This is a genomic window from Desulforhopalus sp. (genome assembly GCA_030247675.1).
Taxonomy (GTDB): Bacteria; Desulfobacterota; Desulfobulbia; order Desulfobulbales; family Desulfocapsaceae; genus Desulforhopalus_A.
The window spans coordinates 53765-71535 of the sequence record JAOTRX010000007.1 but is presented as its reverse complement, the minus strand read 5'-3'; the positions used below and the strand labels follow the sequence as shown (position 1 = coordinate 71535).

General features: G+C 49.2%; 16 protein-coding genes. 10 read left to right on the top strand and 6 right to left on the bottom strand.

The window, feature by feature from the left end:
• The first annotated feature begins 2 nt into the window (after window positions 1-2).
• From OEL83_15105 to OEL83_15075, 7 genes are all read left to right on the top strand, one after another.
• Window positions 3-1376: a cytochrome c biogenesis protein ResB gene (locus OEL83_15105; protein MDK9708370.1), complete on the top strand. Its 1374-nt coding sequence runs from the start codon at window positions 3-5 to the stop codon at window positions 1374-1376.
• Between the two features lies 1 nt (window position 1377).
• On the top strand, window positions 1378-2235 hold the full coding sequence (gene ccsB / locus OEL83_15100) for a c-type cytochrome biogenesis protein CcsB (GenBank protein MDK9708369.1): 858 nt from the start codon (window positions 1378-1380) through the stop codon (window positions 2233-2235).
• A 68-nt stretch (window positions 2236-2303) separates the two neighbouring features.
• Window positions 2304-2585 carry a DUF1573 domain-containing protein gene (locus tag OEL83_15095; protein ID MDK9708368.1) on the top strand — a complete coding sequence of 94 codons (282 nt, stop codon included), beginning with the start codon at window positions 2304-2306 and terminating at the stop codon, window positions 2583-2585.
• Between the two features lie 236 nt (window positions 2586-2821).
• A complete protein-coding gene (locus tag OEL83_15090) occupies window positions 2822-3694 on the top strand; it encodes a thioredoxin domain-containing protein (protein ID MDK9708367.1) in 873 nt (290 codons plus the stop codon).
• A gap of 282 nt (window positions 3695-3976) precedes the next feature.
• Window positions 3977-4723 carry a M23 family metallopeptidase gene (locus tag OEL83_15085; GenBank protein MDK9708366.1) on the top strand — a complete coding sequence of 249 codons (747 nt, stop codon included), beginning with the start codon at window positions 3977-3979 and terminating at the stop codon, window positions 4721-4723.
• Window positions 4724-4840: 117 nt separating this feature from the next.
• Window positions 4841-6898 (top strand): LamG domain-containing protein, encoded by a 2058-nt coding sequence (locus OEL83_15080; protein MDK9708365.1) that lies wholly within the window; start codon window positions 4841-4843, stop codon window positions 6896-6898.
• Between the two features lie 55 nt (window positions 6899-6953).
• On the top strand, window positions 6954-7148 hold the full coding sequence (locus tag OEL83_15075; GenBank protein ID MDK9708364.1) for a hypothetical protein: 195 nt from the start codon (window positions 6954-6956) through the stop codon (window positions 7146-7148).
• Here the strand turns inward: OEL83_15075 and lnt are convergent.
• From lnt to OEL83_15045, 6 genes are all read right to left on the bottom strand, one after another.
• The gene (gene lnt / locus OEL83_15070) at window positions 7126-8664 is read right to left on the bottom strand and encodes an apolipoprotein N-acyltransferase (protein ID MDK9708363.1); all 1539 of its coding nucleotides are present in this window, start codon (window positions 8662-8664) and stop codon (window positions 7126-7128) included. The two genes, OEL83_15075 and lnt, sit on opposite strands and share 23 nt — an antisense overlap.
• 262 nt (window positions 8665-8926) lie before the next feature.
• Window positions 8927-9304, bottom strand: a complete 378-nt coding sequence (locus OEL83_15065) for an HPF/RaiA family ribosome-associated protein (protein MDK9708362.1) — start codon at window positions 9302-9304, stop codon at window positions 8927-8929.
• A 73-nt stretch (window positions 9305-9377) separates the two neighbouring features.
• Window positions 9378-10538: an FtsH protease activity modulator HflK gene (hflK, locus tag OEL83_15060; protein MDK9708361.1), complete on the bottom strand. Its 1161-nt coding sequence runs from the start codon at window positions 10536-10538 to the stop codon at window positions 9378-9380.
• Window positions 10519-11451, bottom strand: coding sequence for a protease modulator HflC (hflC, locus tag OEL83_15055; protein MDK9708360.1), 933 nt, complete (start codon window positions 11449-11451; stop codon window positions 10519-10521). The genes hflK (OEL83_15060) and hflC overlap by 20 nt, the downstream gene beginning before the upstream one ends.
• A complete protein-coding gene (hflK, locus tag OEL83_15050; protein MDK9708359.1) occupies window positions 11448-13007 on the bottom strand; it encodes an FtsH protease activity modulator HflK in 1560 nt (519 codons plus the stop codon). Before hflK (OEL83_15050) ends, hflC begins: the two co-directional genes overlap by 4 nt.
• A gap of 27 nt (window positions 13008-13034) precedes the next feature.
• A complete protein-coding gene (locus tag OEL83_15045) occupies window positions 13035-14585 on the bottom strand; it encodes a peptidyl-prolyl cis-trans isomerase (GenBank protein ID MDK9708358.1) in 1551 nt (516 codons plus the stop codon).
• A gap of 407 nt (window positions 14586-14992) precedes the next feature.
• Here OEL83_15045 and OEL83_15040 point away from each other — a divergent pair, with 407 nt between their 5' ends.
• From OEL83_15040 to OEL83_15030, 3 genes are all read left to right on the top strand, one after another.
• On the top strand, window positions 14993-15694 hold the full coding sequence (locus tag OEL83_15040) for an FKBP-type peptidyl-prolyl cis-trans isomerase (GenBank protein ID MDK9708357.1): 702 nt from the start codon (window positions 14993-14995) through the stop codon (window positions 15692-15694).
• A gap of 104 nt (window positions 15695-15798) precedes the next feature.
• Window positions 15799-16884, top strand: coding sequence for a trypsin-like peptidase domain-containing protein (locus OEL83_15035; GenBank protein ID MDK9708356.1), 1086 nt, complete (start codon window positions 15799-15801; stop codon window positions 16882-16884).
• A gap of 23 nt (window positions 16885-16907) precedes the next feature.
• Window positions 16908-17609 (top strand): hypothetical protein, encoded by a 702-nt coding sequence (locus tag OEL83_15030; GenBank protein MDK9708355.1) that lies wholly within the window; start codon window positions 16908-16910, stop codon window positions 17607-17609.
• The last annotated feature ends 162 nt before the right edge of the window (window positions 17610-17771 follow it).

Sequence of the window (17771 nt, the reverse complement as noted above, 5' to 3'; positions counted from 1 at the left end):
TTATGACATTTAAAGAAAATCCCATCGTGGAGCTTTTCTCTTCTGTCCGTTTTGCTTTCTTCATTATCTCTCTGCTCGTGGCGACCTCTATTATAGGGACCATTCTTCCCCAAGGGCAGCCATTGGGATTGTATGTGGAAAAATATGGACAGGCAAACACCATTATTCTTGAAATATTTGGGTTCACCAACACGTATACCTCCGTATGGTTTCAATTCCTCCTTCATATTTTCTGTCTTAACCTTATGGTCTGTTCGTTGGATCGCATTCCTCAAGTGTTGCAGTTTATAAAAAAGGATAACTTGAGCCATGATGTAGGCAAATTAAAGCGAAACAAAGATAAGATAGTCTTCACCTCCACCAGCGACACGCAAACCGCCGAAACCGCTGTGCAAGCAGCACTTGAAAGAAAAGGATGGAAAATACGCTCGAAGCGCGATGCCAATTTTTTCCTGATCTTTTCAGAAAAGTGCGCTTGGTCGAGGTTAGGGGCATATCTTGTGCACGTAAGCATTCTCGTCATTATCCTCGGTGCCGTCATTGGCAGCACTTTTGGCTTTAAGGCCTTTGTGATGGTACCGGAAGGAGAGGCTGTCGATGCCATCACCAGCAGGAAGGATGATGAGACTCAAATTCCCTTGTCGTTTAAATTGCGCTGTGACGCTTTTGATATTGATTACTACGCCAATGGCATGCCGAAGGAATACCGCTCTGATCTGGTTGTCCTTGAAGGTGGCAAAGAAATCATGAAAAAGCGGATTACCGTAAACGATCCCCTCAGCTATTCAGGGATGACCTTTTACCAGTCGAGTTATGAGCCTGTGAGCAACCAGTACACAGTGCAGATCACCAAACAATCTCCTTCCGGAGAGAAAAATCAACTCACCGGTATAGGACAAAAAAACTATGTTGCACCCTTTAAAAAACACACTTTGCAAGACAATCAGGTACGTTACGAAATCGTTGGAACGGGAGCAGATGGACATGGTCATGGTCCGTATAAGGTATGGTTCGATGATGAATTGGGAGAACCCGTTGAACTTGTCATCGAAGACAAAAAGCCGGCGACTATTAAACGTGGCGACACATCATACAGTTTTACGATGAAGCAACGCTTTGCCACAGGGCTTCAGGTGGTAAAAGATCCCGGTGTCTGGATCGTCTATGCGGGATTCGGCTTGATGCTGTTTGGCATGTACGTTGCATTTTTCATGTCTCATCGGCGGTTATGGCTCGCCGTCCAAAAAACCGGAGCAACAGTGACTATTATCCTGAGTGGTTCCAGCAATAAAAACCAGGCTGGATTTTCCAAGACTCTTGAGGATATTGCCCATGGTTTACTTAACGAGAAAACTCTCGAACTCAGGAGGATATAACGTGGATTCTTCACAATTTCTAGGATATACGACGTTTATTTATCTCGCCGCGACTGTTTCCTATGTCGCCCTGGCAATTTTCCGGATCGAAAAACTGGGACTGTTTGCTACTGTCTTGACAATCATTGGTGTATTGACCAATAGCATCGGCATAGGCTTGCGATGGAGCGAGTCCTATCAGCAGGGTATCGGTTATGTACCTCTTTCCAACATGTATGAGTCGTTGGTATTTTTTGCCTGGTCGATTGCCATGGTTTATCTGGCGATTGAGCATATCTATAAAACAAAATACCTGGGGAGTTACATAGTATCCTTCGCGTTTTTAACAATGGCCTATGCTTCGTTTTCTACGGAATTCTCAAAGGATATAAAGCCTCTCCTACCGGCCCTGCAAAGTAATTGGCTGGCGGCTCATGTCATTACCTGTTTCATCGGGTATGCCGCTTTTACCATAGCGGGTGGCTTGGCAATCCTGTATCTGGTGAGGTCCAGAGGTTCGGCAAAGAAGGCTCGGCAAAAGCCGCAGACACTTGGAACCACAGGAATGGATTTGGAGCAACTCGATATCATAATCTATAAAATGATTATGTTCGGCTTCCTTTGGCTGACCGCTGGAATCATCACCGGTGCGGTCTGGGCAAATTCAGCCTGGGGTACTTACTGGAGTTGGGACCCAAAAGAAACGTGGTCACTCATCACCTGGTTCATTTATGCACTTGCTCTGCATGCCCGTTACACGAGAGGCTGGAGCGGAACCCGCATGGCCTGGATTGCCCTGCTCGGTTTACTGTCGGTTGTTTTCACCTATTACGGGGTCAACTTCCTCCTCTCGGGACTGCATAGTTATGGCGGCGGGTGATGATACCAACACAATTGAGAACGACACCCTGGCATAAACAACATAAACACGGAAATACAAGGAGAAAGATGAATACAAAAAGACACTCTAGCATCGTTCAGGTCGCACAGATAAAGCAGGTTACAAACCGTTTTGTCCTCATGAGCTTTATATTTGCGATGAGTTTTTTAGTGCTCTTTCTGACATACCTGCCCGCAACGGTTTTCGGGAGCAATGATCCCGTAGCTGAAATTACAGAGAAACAATACGATTTCGGCGAGGTTGCCAACGGGCGCGAGGTCGTTCATGACTTTCTTATCAAAAATCGAGGTGCGGGTGAATTGATTATCTCCGAGGTAAAAACCGGTTGAGGCTGCGCCGCCGTCTCGTACCCGAGACAAATCCCCGCCGGTGGCGAGGGAAATATTCTTATTAAGGCCACGATAAGCAAGGGAAAAAACCTCAACTATCGTCGGGTAATTACTGTTAAGACCAACGATCCGATAAATCCAACAATTGAACTGATACTGAGTGGCTTAATAAAGAACTAGCAAAATTGGTGTCGCCTGCTCAATCACAATAACTAATAATACAAGGAGTATTCTAGATGAAACATCTCAAATACATTATCCCCAGCTTGGCGTTAGCCATGGTCGCAATCACATTGCCTGCTTTTGCCGCTACTGCCGGCAACGGTCAAGATGATCGAGTTCAATGGACTCAGGTCAGTGATCTGCAATTACCCAACAAACCCCTGGATATTGCCTATTCTTTGGACGGCAATTACGCCTTTATTCTGACGGACAGCAAGCAGGTTTTGGTCTACAATCAGCAAGGGAAACTGCAAGGACGAATTCCAGCTGGCGAAGGGGTGTCGGCAATCGATATTTCGCCTCGTGGTGAATTCCTATATCTTATTGATAGCAAAGATAATCGTCTTTCGACCCTGGCAGTCGATTTTATCCTCGACATAGACATTTCGGATTCTCCGATCAAGGGGAAAATCGGTGCGCCGGTCACCGTTGCCGTTTTTTCCGATTTTGAATGCTCCTATTGCAGCAAATTATTGCCAATTCTCGAACAAGCCCTCAAGCGAAATCCTGAAACTGTAAAAATTGCCTTCAAGAACTTTCCTCTTCAAAATCACAAAATGGCCGGGCCTGCGGCTTTAGCCGCTTTGGCTGCCAAAGAACAAGGAAAATTTTGGGAGTTTCATGACCGTTTGTTTGCCGAAGAAAAAGTTACTACTGACTCTTTCAGCAAAATCGCCACCGAACTTGGCTTAAACCAAGAACGTTTCAACGCTGACCAGAAATCACCACTGTTAGTCCAAAAGCTCAACAAGGATATGGCTGAGGCATATAAGTTTGGCATAACTGGAACTCCCGCCGTGTTTGTCAATGGTAAAAAACTGAATCAACGCACCATTGAAGAGCTGCAAAGGTTGATCGACGAGGAATTGAGCAAACCAACGAAATGATGGAGAGTCTCAAGGTTGATTGAATGCTTGATGGAGCTTTTCATAAAACACCTCTCGCTAAGTAATAACCGGGCCTGCTCGACGCAGGTTAATTGAGCGGTAGACCTTCGATCAAATCTCGGCTTGCGAGATTTGATCGAAGCGAGTGGTGGGCTTTCTTTTGCTACCAACTCCGTTATTAACGGATCAAACTTGAAAGCATTCCGATTTGCTCATTAGAAAAAAATAATTCACGTAAGACAATTTGTTGCCGCTTAAAAACATCTGACGAGACTTGATAATATGACGGTACTACTGCCATTACTCTGCCTTATGTTTTCTTTAAATACACTGGATATACCTTTGCTTTTAGATAGTTATGAATTGGATTCTGCCGACATCCCCCTTGAGGAGTTTTTGTCGGCAAATCAATACATCAATAACCAAGATCTCCAAACGGAGAAGCCACTGCGTCAATCAGACAAGAATGGAAAAGTTATAATAAAAGCAAGCCATGGAAAAAAAATGCTCAACAACAATCGCAAAACATCTGTGGTTGTTATATCCCCAGTCGCCAAGAAAAGACAGATATTGAATAACCAAGCAACAAGTAGTGAGGATTTACAACAGCTCACCGACAATGACAATATCTCCTCCGGCTTTGGCAAAAGAGCCGATCCACTTAATAATAGTCCGAAGTTTCATAAAGGCATCGACATATCTCGGCCAACGGGAACGGAGGTGTTCGCCTGGGCCAATGGTGTGGTGGCGCGAACCGGATGGCTGCGTGGATACGGATTAACTGTAGAGATCGTTCATCCGAATGGCATAAAAACCCGGTACGCTCACCTCAACCTAACAAATATTCGCAAGGGCCAAAAAATCAGTAAGGGCCAACTCCTCGGACAAGTAGGTGAAACCGGGCGAACTACCGGTGCAAATCTTCATTTTGAGGTAGTTGTTGCCGGTAAACTTTCAGATCCCCTGAACCACCTCTCGGAGAATGATGAAATAGTTGGGAATGGTCGAATTACAATGAATAATGGCTAGGTTTCAATCTTTTTGTTTTCTCCCTTTACATTTCACTCTTTAACCTGATTAATATTTCTGTTGACGTATGCTCGAAAAACGCACTTTGGAACACAAGGACACAAATGGATTAACAATATGACAACATGTGGAAAATATTGGCAGGTCAGTCTCTTGTTGCTACTGGTGGCATTGTTTCCTGGACTGACGATGGGTGAGGCAAAAAACGGCGACAAAATCGGTCAATGGACCGGCAGACACACCCGATTGGTATGGGTGCAGGATCAGGGTGATGGCGCCGATACCTTGGCGCTAGGCAAGAATCTCAAACTCTATGGCTATGATTCCGAAGATGGCAAAGGCGAGCGGCCGTTGCTGCCGAATGTCGACAATTTTTTCTTGCCGCTCATCACCCCCGATGGCAAACAGGTGATCGTCAGCAACCGATTATCGCGGCAGATGTACTTGGTGGAGTGGGAAAGCGGCAAGGTGCTGGAACTTGGTTCAGGTGTTGCGGTGGCGGTCTGGCAGGATCCCCACCCCAGTCTCCTGTTGCGCAAAAAGACGACCTGGGTCTATAGTTTTGATGGACCGCAGCCCGAAAACAAGTACGGCACGAGTCAACCCCTTTACCGCTTCCAACTGGAAAAGCCGGCCAAAAAGGAATTGATCTGGGACAAGACCAATCTCGCCTGGTCGAACATCCAGCTTTCTCGCGACGGAGAGATCCTTGGCGGGGTTTTCCCCTGGCCGGACGCAGGTGTGCTGTGGACCAAGGATAAGCGGTGGCAGAGACTCGGCAACGGTTGTTGGACCTCGATCAGTCCCGATAATTCCAAGTTACTGTGGGTCTTCGATGGCTTGCACCGTAATATTCAGATGCATAGCGTTATCGGCGGAGACAGTTGGAATGTGAAGATCAATGGGGCACCCGACGTTGGTGGCTATGAAGTGTATCACCCGCGTTGGAGCAACCATCCCCGCTACTTCGTAATCACCGGTCCTTATGAAAAAGGAGATGGCGGCAACAGGATCGGCGGCGGCGGTGAAAAGGTCGAGATCCACATCGGTCGTTTCGATGAACGGGCGCGAAACGTCGTGGACTGGTTAAAGGTGACCAATAACGGCCGGGCTGATTTCTATCCCGATCTGTGGATTGAAGGAGGCAACGAAGTCAAACTCGCTGACAGCGTCGCGCAGAAGAGCGCGCCTGTTAAGACCATGAACTGGCCTTTCTCGCGAGAGCGTCTGGTGTTCGTCTGGGAGAACATGAAGGCTGCCAATCAGCTGGACGAGAATAGTCCGGTTGGTTTTTTGCAATGCAATATCAACCTCAGGGGTAAATCTCTCCATACCAATAATTTCCAGATAGCAACCAATGGCGGATGGGGTGATACAGGTGAGACGGGAAAAAAAGTCGGCGCGGCCTTAGCTCGAACCAGTCGGGCCACAGTGGAATTTTCTCTTATACCGGAACCAAATCAACACGGAAGGATAATCTCTCTAACGGCTGGAGAGAAACCAGGGGTAATAATTCAGCAGCAAGGGGATAATCTCTTGATACATACTGTAGGTGAGCAGGTCTCGTGGCCTGGAATCCTTGTGGCCGGGAAACCTCTCCACCTTGTTGTTACCAATACCGGAGACAGTCTGGAGCTTTTTGCGAACGGAAAAAGCCTTGGGAAAAAAGCAGGGAAAATTGATTTTTCCGAGACAACTGTTGACTCTCTGAGTTTTGGTGACCCGGCCGGTGGCTGGCGCGGTACCCTGGCCGGAATAGCGATCTATGACCAAGCGCTTGAACCTTCTGAAATAGCAGCAAACAGCCGTATGGCGGAAGAACGCAACAGAGAAGCTAAACGGTCCGAGAGGCTTGTGGTCGAGGGGAAACTGGCTGAAAGGACAGAGATCCCGGCACCTGATTCCATTGGCGCCTACCGCCGAGCTCTGGTAGTCAACACTTATTCTATCGACAAGGTTGTCAGCGGCGAATATGGCCAAAAGAGTGTCCTGGTGGCCGAATGGGCTATTCTCGACCGGACTATCGTCAAGAAATATGACACGCCTGCGCAACCGGAGCAGCTGGTCCTGGAAAAATTTGGAGACCATCCTGAATTGGAAGGCGAACGCCAAATGATGGATGTTTTTGAACCCGATCTGGAGATGTATTACCGGATACCGCAGATTATTGAGTAATCTTTATCAAAATGAAGACACTCAACCGGCCTAGTGCAAGCCACTGGGGCGACCGATGAAACACACCAACCAGAATGCAGCGCAGATCAAACTGGAAAAGAAACTGCAAAAACAGGATGCTCTGGAGCGGCTTCCGATTGAAGGGAAGTTCGGGCAGGGCAAGAACGGCTATAGCCCGTCTTCATCGTCGGTGCTGCTGTCAGATAAGCTACTACGTCGACAATATGCTATGTTCTCAGTCGTCGAATAGACAGCGTGCTTGCACTGATGATAAGACTAAGGGTGAGACATGCTGGAGCAAAAAGGTAGCCGAAACGAACCCAGACGGTTTTGCCGGTGAGAAGGGATATTTCGGCGGATTTGGCCCATTGGATGAAAATCTCCGATTGCTCGGCAATCGTCCCGGTTGGTTCGATGAAGGCCGAAATCCCGGTATTGGCGGAGCGCACCAGGCTGCGCCTCGTTTCCACGGCACGGAACACCGCCATGGCCAAACTGTGGTAAGGGGCGCTTGAGCGACCGTACCAGGCGTCGTTAGTCAAATTCACTAAAAGATTGGCCCCTGCTTTGACCCACTGTCGCGAAAGATCGGCAAAAACTGATTCGAAACAGATCAGGATACCGAGTTTGGCTTCCTGTCGGGGTAGAGGTTGGTCAATGGTGCCTGCGCTGAAGTTGCCAACCGCTTGCACCAAGGGCGATATAAAGGGAAAAACATCTTGTAATGGCACATATTCCCCAAAGGGCACGAGGTGCGATTTATGATAGGTGCCGACGGTGGTCCCATCCGGCTTGAGTAACAAAGCACTGTTGTAAAGCTTGGGCTTGATGTTTCGATTTATGGTTTCGTGCAAAGGGACACCACTGAGCAGAGCGAAGTCTCCTTGTCTTAACAAGGTGTGCAAAGGTGCCATCTGAGCTTCGGTAAGCGGGTAAACGGGCAAGGCCGTCTCCGGCCAGACGATCAACGACGGTGCAGAACTATTAGTAAGGGAATTGCTCAGGCGCAGGTAGGTATCGACCGTTGTTTTTTGCTGCGCCGGCAGCCATTTGACACTCTGGTCGATATTGCCTTGGACCACCCCGATAGTCATGTGAGGTGCCGCATTCGCCTGTTGTTGGATCTGTTGCATCCGCCGCTGGCTGTAGACGACAACCAGCAGCAATAGGCAGACCGGCAGGATAAGCTGACTCTGGGTCAGAGAGTTTCGGCGACTTTTACTGAAAAAAAATATCAGAAGATTGAGCATGACGATCAGGTAGGTTAACCCATAGTGGCCAACGAGATCAGCGATTTGGATGACGGTGGGAAGGTTGTACAAAGCGTAGCCGAGGTCCATCCAGGGGAAGCCGCTGAACAGGATGCTGCGCAGCCAGTCGAGTCCGACCCACAGAGCCGGTAGCAGCCAGAGGTTAATGGCCGGAGGTAAAGCCTCAAGACTGAAACGGGTGATTGCCGCGAAGATGGCGATGTAGATGCTCATGTACGACGCCAGTAGCACCAATGCCAACAGTGAAAAAAACCAAGACAAGCCGCCGTAAGTGTTGAGGACTATAACGATCCAGTAGAGCAGCAACAAAAAATGGACGAGGCCGCCGACGAGACCGACAAGAGTCGCTTGTCGCAGCGAGCCGACGGCAACCGCATGCAGCAGTGGTACCAATACAAGAGGCAGCAGCTGGGGCATGGCACCGCCGCCGGGAAAGGCCAGCCAAAGGCCAACGCCGCTTAGAGCGGCAAAAATATAGGGGTGAAGAGCTGCCATAATCAATATAGGCGCAGCAAACCATGGAACCTCGCCTCATGCCAACCTACACCTATAGGGACATGACGCAACAGACGATATAGCGCAAGACCAACACCTGAACCAAAATACAGCAAACCGGCCAGCATCCGGGGCTAACACAGCTCAACAGGAGTTTTGGCAAGCGATGTTCCCGCGCCAAAAAGGAAGGCGGCGCCAAGCGCCGCCTTCACCCCGGGGTGAAACACCCCTGTTCCAACGAAACTATAATTTATCAAATTGACTATTCAAGACTCCAGGACTCTTGGTCCAAGCGGCAAACTTTCTTCTGTCTTTCTCTACTTCTCTCTTTAACACGTAACCGATCACCGAAGCGGTTGAACTTTTCAAGCGTGTGTTCCATTACATCCGCGAGTGCGACATAAAGATTTTGAGCGGATTTCTTCAGTTTGACCCCACGATACCGACCGTTTCGAACAAGGACTTTGACCGTGAAGAGATCGGGCCGAGCTTGTATCGGTGAATTGTGCATTTCTAGAGTAGCATGGATTCGGCACTCTTTCAAAGCTGGAAACCTATCGACCACGCTTTTCAGCCGTCGTGTTACAGCTGCTCTTACCAGTTCTGATCGTTTCAAATTCTTGAAAATTATCTGAATCATATGGGTCTCTCACATTTCTTCCGGATTGATGTTGAAGAGCGAGCACCAATTCTCCGCTCTATCCTGAAAACTATTATTTTTGCAGGAGGCGCAAATTCATTTTTCCACCGTCCTGTGGGTCAACTATGTATTTTTTCACCTTCGCCATCACCTTCTCCATGCTCTCTAAATACAGACGAGTCACGGTGACATCTGCTGCGCCTTTTTGCAGACCTTGTTCATATTCAGCCAACATTTGCTGGAAGCGGCCGGCTTCACCACCGGCCTTATTGATGGCGGCTATTTTGTATGCCTCCGCCTCTTGAAGAATCCTTGCCGCATCGCCTCTTGCTTGAGGGACAACGGTGTTTTGATATCCCCAGGCATCGTTGACGGTCTTCTCGCGGTCCTGCTTGGCATTTGAGACATCTCGGAATGCTTCAGCCACCTCTTCCGGCGGATACACCTTATTGAGGTTGATCCCCACCAATTCCAGCCCACTTCCGTATCGATCGAGCACACCCTGCGCTTTTACCTGAATCAGCTCCTGAAGACGCTCCTTGCCGATAGTCAAGATATCATCAACCCGCATCCCGCCGCCGATTTCGGTAATGGAACTGCGTATGACTTCGTTGATCAACTGGCAATCCCGATAATCGACATTGTACAGATAGGCGGATGCATCCTTGATGCGGTACTGAACAACAGCCTGGATATCAACGATATTATCGTCTCCGGAGAGAAACTGGATCACCTCCGGTGACGAGTGGATCGACTCATGCTCCGGCAGCAGAACGCCGATCCCCTCCCGGCGGACAGTAGCAACATTGACGATGTCAACCTCCTGAAAAGGCCAGGGCAGACGGTAGTGCATCCCTTCATTAATGCCTTGATCGACCTCCTTGCCAAAAAGCCGTACCACCGCAACCTCGCCGGGATTGACCACATAAACCCCACTTACCACGTAGAGCAGAACGGCGAGCAATCCACCGCCGATAAATATTTTCCGAAAACTTAAATTGGCGAAAGCCCGACGGACATCTCCCCGCACCGATCCGCCATCGCCTCTGCCGGTCTGAAAAAAGCCGGCCACAAAGCGGGCACCCCCTTGAAGTGTCTGCAAAAAAGCAACCCCGCGGATGAAAAGTTCGGCGAGCACAGGGGGGCTATCCCCAGTCGATACTCTATCCATCGGCGGCTTGCGCCCGTCCGGCTGTGAATTTATTTCATGTGTTTTATCGCTTTGATCGTTCATTTTTCAAAAGACCTCCTTCGTTGCTGTCTGCCGGTCCGTTGTTGCCGAAATATTTCAATATTTTTGCATCGCTCGGCAAAATGGTGGTGGTTTTTTCATTAACGAATTTTTCATAAGCCTCTAAAGAACGGGTGAATTGGTAAAATTCAGGTCCTTTTTGGTAAGCGCTCGCGTATACCCGAATAGCCTGGGCATCGCCTTCTCCTTTGATAATCTCGGCCGTTTCACGCGCCTGGGACAATAACACCTGTTTTTCCTTGTCAGTCTCGGCGCGGATCTTGGACGCCTCTTCGGCACCTTCGGAGCGGTATTTACGAGCAATGCGCTCGCGTTCCGCTCGCATCCGCTGAAAGACGCTGAGCTTATTTTTTTCCGGAAAATTCAAAACCTTAACCCGAACATCCACCACCTTCATGCCATAAGGTTCAACCTTTCCTTTGGCTATACGTGTCACCTGCTCCATCATCTCCGGCAGTTTCATTCCGGTTTCATCGGTGGTGATCAATGAAGAAAGATCGTATTGACCAAAGGCCACACCGAGTTCCGAAGAGATGATATCCGTCAGACGATCACGGGCGCCGGCCGTATCGCGAACCGTCTTCATAAAGAGCACGGGATCTTCGATGCGCCAGACGGGGTAGGACTCAGTGACGATATTTTTTTTGTCTTTGGTTAAAAATTCGGTTTGATTCGGCAGGTAGACCATCACCCGATTATCGTAACGCCGAACACTTTGGATCGGATCGGGCAGTTTCCAATAAAGTCCTGGCTCCTTGAGTGCCCGAACCGGCTTACCGAACTCGGTAACCACAACATATTCGGTCTGGTCGACCTGGAAAAAAATCAGATTGACAGCGAAAAACCCCGCTGCTAAAAAACTTGTTAAAATGACCATCATTTTTGTTGTTTTCACTTTTTCACTCCCTCCAGAAATGGTCCGCCATCCAAGCGGCCGTTGAGCATCCATAAATCGGTGGCCTGGATATCGATGCGTTTGTCGACGATCAGCTTGTCGACCCCCGGCAGTATGCGTTCCATGGTTTCGATATACAGGCGGGTTTGGGTTATTTCCTTGTTTTCATTGAAAGCCGTCAGACGGGTTTGGAAAGAACCGGCGTCACCCCGACTGCGGGTGATCTTTTCCTCTCGGTAGGCTTCGGCCACGGCGGTAATTTCGGCGGCCTTGCCACGGCTGGCCGGGATGACTTCATTTTTGTAGGCATAGGCCTCATTGAGATAGGTGACTTGGTCTTCCTTGGCGCTGGCCACATCCTGAAATGCCGGCAATACCTCATCAGGCGGTTTGGCTTTAACCAACTGAACCGCGATAAGACGAACACCGGCTTGTGCCTTGTCAAGTATTTCCTGGGCTGCGGCGAGCGTCTGTTCCTGTATTTCGGCTTTACCCTCGGTGAGCACGGCATCCACCTGCCGGCGACTGATGATCTGGCGCAGGGCGGATTCAGTGGCCAGCGCCACAAGTTTCTCGGGACCGGCGATGCTGTAGGCAAAATCAAAGGCATTCTGCACCGAATAGTGCACCGTGGCTCCGACTTCGATCAGGTTTTCGTCGCCGGTGAGCATCAGCGATTTCACGGTTTCGGCTGAACGTACCTTTGCAACATTGACAAGATCGACGGTGCTGAAGGGCCACGGCAAGCGATAGTGCAAGCCGGGTTGAATATCTTTCGCCGTAGCTTTACCAAACCGCTTTTCGATACCCACCTGATCCGACCCGACTGAATAGATGCCGGTGGTCAAATAGGCTATCAGCAGGATCGGTGCACCGACCTTACGGAGAAATGGGGTCCACTTGACGGTATGGCGCAACAAATAGTTGCCGTGCAGCACATCGGGCAAGCCACCGGCCCGCAAGGCAAGAGATGCGCCGAACATAATCTCCAATCCGGCCCAGGCTACCAGAGCAACCACGACAACCGCCGCCATACGATCCATGGTGGTCAGGCCGATTTGGTAGCCGATCAATCCGAAGACCACTACAATGGAACTGTACATGTCTAACTTGGAGTGAAAACCGTCGGCGATCAAGCTGGGCGAGTCGGTTGCACGGCCCACAAAAATCTTATAGCGGGCCATGAAGTAACTGACGACGATGGTCAGACCGGCGCCACCGATGACCACCGGCACGTTGGCCAGGGCTATTTGGCTGCCCTGGACAACTTCCATAAAAATGTCGTAGCCGACATAGAGAATCAAGAGACCTATGAGCAGTGCCACGCCATTTTCAATACGGCTGATACCGTGGCTGCCCTGCACGTCTTCCTTATGTGCCAAGATTAGGCCTGACAACACAATTCCCGAGACAAAAATATCCGAGAAAGAATGCCAGGCTCCCGCTTTCAGGGCCAGGCTGCCGGAATACCAGGCCAGGCCGAATTTTATGAGTATCAGGCCGACGTTGACCCCGATGGTCACGGCCAGTGTTCGCTCTTTTCTGTTTAGTTGCACGTTGAGTCCTCCTCCTTATGCGTCGTCTTAAAGCATCGAATCTAGAGTTTTATCGAAAATGATCAGACCAGCCTGTTTCCGCAGGGCCTTCTCCATTTGCAGAGTTTTTTCCTCATGTTTACGTGCATTAATCTCCATTTTCACTGTCTCACGGGCCTGTTCAAAAGCCATGTGGCTCGGCTCCTGACGTTCCCGCACTTGGACGATGTAGTAGCTGTTGAAATATATGAAGGGCAAGCTGATGTCCTGTTCCCCAAGCCCAAGAACGTTTTCGTGGAATCCGTGGCTGGCGATTTCTTCGATCATCTCGGTTTTTTCGGAAATCCATCCCTCCAGAGCGCCGCCGTTTTTCGCTGTTTCGGGGTCTTCGGAATATTCCTCAGCGATCTTGGCAAAAGGCTCGGCTTTCTTGAACAGTCCGGGTTTTAGCTTGCTATAGGCATCTTTGACTTTCTTTTCGGCTTGGTTTCTCTCGGCGTCCGTTTGACCGGCACTTATGCGAATATAGTTGATCCGCACTTGCGGCGGTTCGATAAAGAGTTCGGAGTTCTTCTCGAAAAAGGCTTGCATCTCTTCCTCCGACACCTGGATTTGATCGTCCACCTCTTCCTGATGAAGTAGCTTTTTGAGGATATCTTGCCGTATATGATCACGTTGATCCTTGGTCTCCGTGCTCAACATCTGATCGTAGCTGTCTTCAACCAGCAACAGTCGATCGACCATTTTATCGAGGAGTTTTTTCTTGCTTTCGAAATCTCCGTAACGTTCCCGTTCTTTAGCGGGAAACTCTTCGAATTCTTCGAAAAATTCCCCGACCGTGAACGGCTTGCCATGGATGGTCATGAGCGTCCGATTTTGCTTTTCCTGAAACCAGAGGGCAGTGTTTTTTGCCCGAACGGCTGTTGCGACATCACTACTGGCTTCTTCAAAGGATTTTCCGGGATAGGCATTTCTGTTTTGTTCGTAATGCATTCGCACATCAGCTTCTATCGGTTCAGGAACCTCAAGCAGCTCGTCATAACGGGTGATCACGGCATTCTTGCGTAAATTTTCCAAATACTCTTGAAAGGAGCGCTGCTCTTTTTCTGCCTGAAGCAGAGAACGAAGCCGCTCGGTTGCCTGGGCAAGCGTTGCTTCTCCAAAGGCTGCGCGATCCCTGTCGTAGCGTTCTTTCACCTCTTCGTCGGAGACTTTAATGTCCTGCTTATGAGATTTAGAAAGGAGTTCCGAGATATTCAGTTCCTCCGAGATATGTTTCATCGCATGCTTAATGTTCTTACGGTTATCCAGCTTCATGGCGGTAATTTTATTATTGACCACCTTGTCGAGAGCCATTTCTTCGATAAGTTTGCGATAGGTCGATTTCTCGCGAAGTTTTTTTGTCGCTTCGCTGTTTTTTTCAAAAGCCTTTTGCAATTCACCGACAGTTTTTTTAACCTCCTGTCGCGTGATCCGACCACCCTCGAACACGGCAACCGTATCGGCATCCGGAGGCTGGGGCGAACTCCCACAGCCGGAGAGGAGAATTGCCGAGAGTAAAGCGGCGATGACGAAGGGGCGTATGGGGCGATTTTTCATTCCATTGTTTCCTAAGCCCGATAAACGGGATTCTTTATGCCCGGCACCATTGGCCGGAATCTTCGAGGTTACCCTCTACAGCATGTATTGGGAATGCCCGTGCCCTTTCCACACCCGACTGAAGGCAGGAGGTGGAAGGGGCACGGGTGTCCCCATTATAGAAAATGGCTTGAAAGGTCTAGAGAGAGAGATCCCGTCAACCATGTTGAAGTATCTTCTACCAACAAAAAATTACCGGAACCTTTCCTGAACATTACTTTTTTGAAGGAATCCCAATTATTATTGATCTACGCCGTTGTTCAGCTACAATAGGCTGAATAAATCTCGCAGGAAGAGATTGCATGGATGTGATTCCACGCAGAAACGTCAAATACGTTGTAAAAATAAAAAGATTACAAGGAGAAAGCATGAAAATTGGTGGAATGGTAGTGGTCTTTGGCTTGGTGATGGTGACAAACACGGTGCTTGCTGCAGAAACCTCGGAGTTGAAAACCCCGAAGGAGAAGGTGAGCTACGCCATAGGCATGGAAATGGGCAATAGCCTGAAGAAAAATGGCGTTGATGCCAACCCGGATCTTCTAACAAAAGCGATAAAAGATGTCCTCACCGGCCAAAAGACTCAACTGACCGATCAGGAGGCTGGGGCAATTCTGACAGACCTGCAAAAGGAAATGCAGGGAAAACGTCAGGAGTCGATGAAGGTCCTGGGTGAAAAAAACAAAACTGAAGGTGAGGCCTTCCTTGCTGAAAACATGAAAAAGGAAGGGGTGAAATCTCTTCCCAGTGGTCTCCAATATAAGGTGATAAACGAGGGCAAGGGCAAGTCGCCGAGTGCAACGGATACGGTTACGGTGCAATACACCGGAAGGCTTGTCGATGGGACTGAGTTTGACAGCTCATATAAACGTGGGGAGGCCGCAACCTTTGCTTTAAATGGTGTCATCAAAGGATGGACGGAGGCACTTCAATTGATGAAAGAAGGGAGCAAATGGCAACTTTATCTGCCGTCAAACCTTGCTTATGGCGAGACCGGAACGGTTGGCGGCCCGATTGGCCCGAATGCTGCACTGATCTTTGACGTCGAGCTGGTCTCATTACAGTCGAAATAACATTCTCGGCGGCTCAAGCTGGCAGCATAAATGTCTGTTTTTTTGCTGCCAGCTGGTGAACATGCCCCCCCAATGACACAATCCAAGGGACGAGGTTCTCTCTTTTGAAGAAGTTAGTTTTTGCCATATTGGTTGTTCTAGGCCTTTGGTTTCTTGTGGACCCGCTACGGCAATATTATTTTCCCGAGAATGCTGAGCCTCGGGCAGTAACGGCCAGGGGCGATCTGGCCGCCGATGAGCAAAACACCATTGATATCTTCAAAAATAATTCACCGTCGGTGGTGTATGTCACCAGTATTGCCCTCAAACGAGGTTTTTTTTCGATGAATGCCGTCGAGATCCCCCAAGGTACGGGTTCCGGCTTTATCTGGGATAATCAGGGACGAATAGTAACAAATTACCATGTGATAAGTGATGCCAACCGTGTTCAAGTCACTATGGCCGATAACTCGACCTGGAAGGCAACCCTCGTGGGCGCCGCACCGGATAAAGATATTGCTGTTTTGCAAATTGAAGCCCCAAAGCACCAGCTGCGGCCAATAGCCGTAGGAAGATCAAAATATCTCCAGGTTGGCCAGAAAGTATTTGCCATCGGTAATCCTTTCGGCTTGGACCAGACCATCACGTCGGGAATTATTTCCGCCCTCAACCGTGAAATTACCGCGGTTACCGGTCGGGTGATTCGCGGGGCGATACAGACTGATGCGGCCATCAATCCGGGCAATTCCGGTGGTCCATTGCTCGATAGTGCCGGCCGATTGATTGGCATAAACACCTCCATATACAGTCCTTCCGGGGCTTATGCGGGAATTGGTTTTGCCGTAGCGGTCGATATTGTCAACGAAATAGTCCCGCAGCTCATCAAACATGGCAGGATCATCCAGCCGGGGTTAGGCGTGACATTGGTGGATGAGCGGGTGGCAAAAAATATGGGCATTGTAGGGACATTGATTCTCAGGGTGGAAAGTGACAGCCCTGCTGCGGCAGCAGGATTGCGACCCACTACGCAGTATCGGGGAGAAGTGGTGCTGGGTGACATTATCATCGCCGTCGGTGGTGTCAAAGTGCAATCATATGAAGATTTACGAACGGAAATCGAAAAGTTCAGCATAGGATCGGAAATTATCCTGACCATCCAGAGAGATGGTCAACTCTTTGACGTACCCCTCCGGCTCACAGCTATCAATTGATATTATTCGCTAAAGGCTGATTCATGCAACAACATACTCATTCTACTCCTAAGCTCATGCTCAGATTTCCCGATATTATAGGATTTTATTCCGTCGTTGAAGCTATTCGTCGGGCGAGTGATGCATTCCTCTCATCGCCCTCTGCCTTGTTTTCCCGCGCCCTTCTTGCCAATCCCAGAGCCATGGGTGCTGCTTGCCCTAGTTCCTTGAAGTTGGCTCGAACGATTGCCGAGTTGGTCATTCCGCCTGACAACGACAGCCTTGTTCTGGAGCTAGGCGGTGGCACGGGCATAGTGACAAAAGCCTTGTTGCAACATGGTGTGGCCCCGAAAAAGTTAGTGGTTGTCGAACTAGATAGGTTGCTGGCCGGACACTTGAAGCAACAATTTCCAGATGTTGCGGTAATCCAAGGCAACGCGGTCAAGCTCTGCCAATTGTGCAATCGATACGAGAGACATATAGGAACCGTAGTTTCAAGTCTGCCGTTACTTTCCCTGCCATCCTCCTCGGTAGCAGCCCTTGGTATGGAGATTCAGAAGATGCTGGGGGCAAAGGGTTCACTTGTTCAGTATACCTACCGTCTTAATAATCGCCCCTCTCCCCTTGCGGAATATCTCGACAGAGTTTCGACACAAACCGTTTGGTGCAATGTGCCGCCCGCCAAAATTGAAGTATTCAGGGCTCGTCATCGGCTTACTGAAACATTTGACAATAAAACCTTATGATACCTTTCGAAACAAAAGAATCACTATGACGCTCTTTCACAGATACCAAAAAATCTCCATGATACAGGCAATCATTTCATTTCTGGCGAGCGTGTTGACTGCTGTGCAGGTTGTACTTCAGCTCAGAGGGGTAAAAGGAGTATGTTTCAATAACGGCTGTGA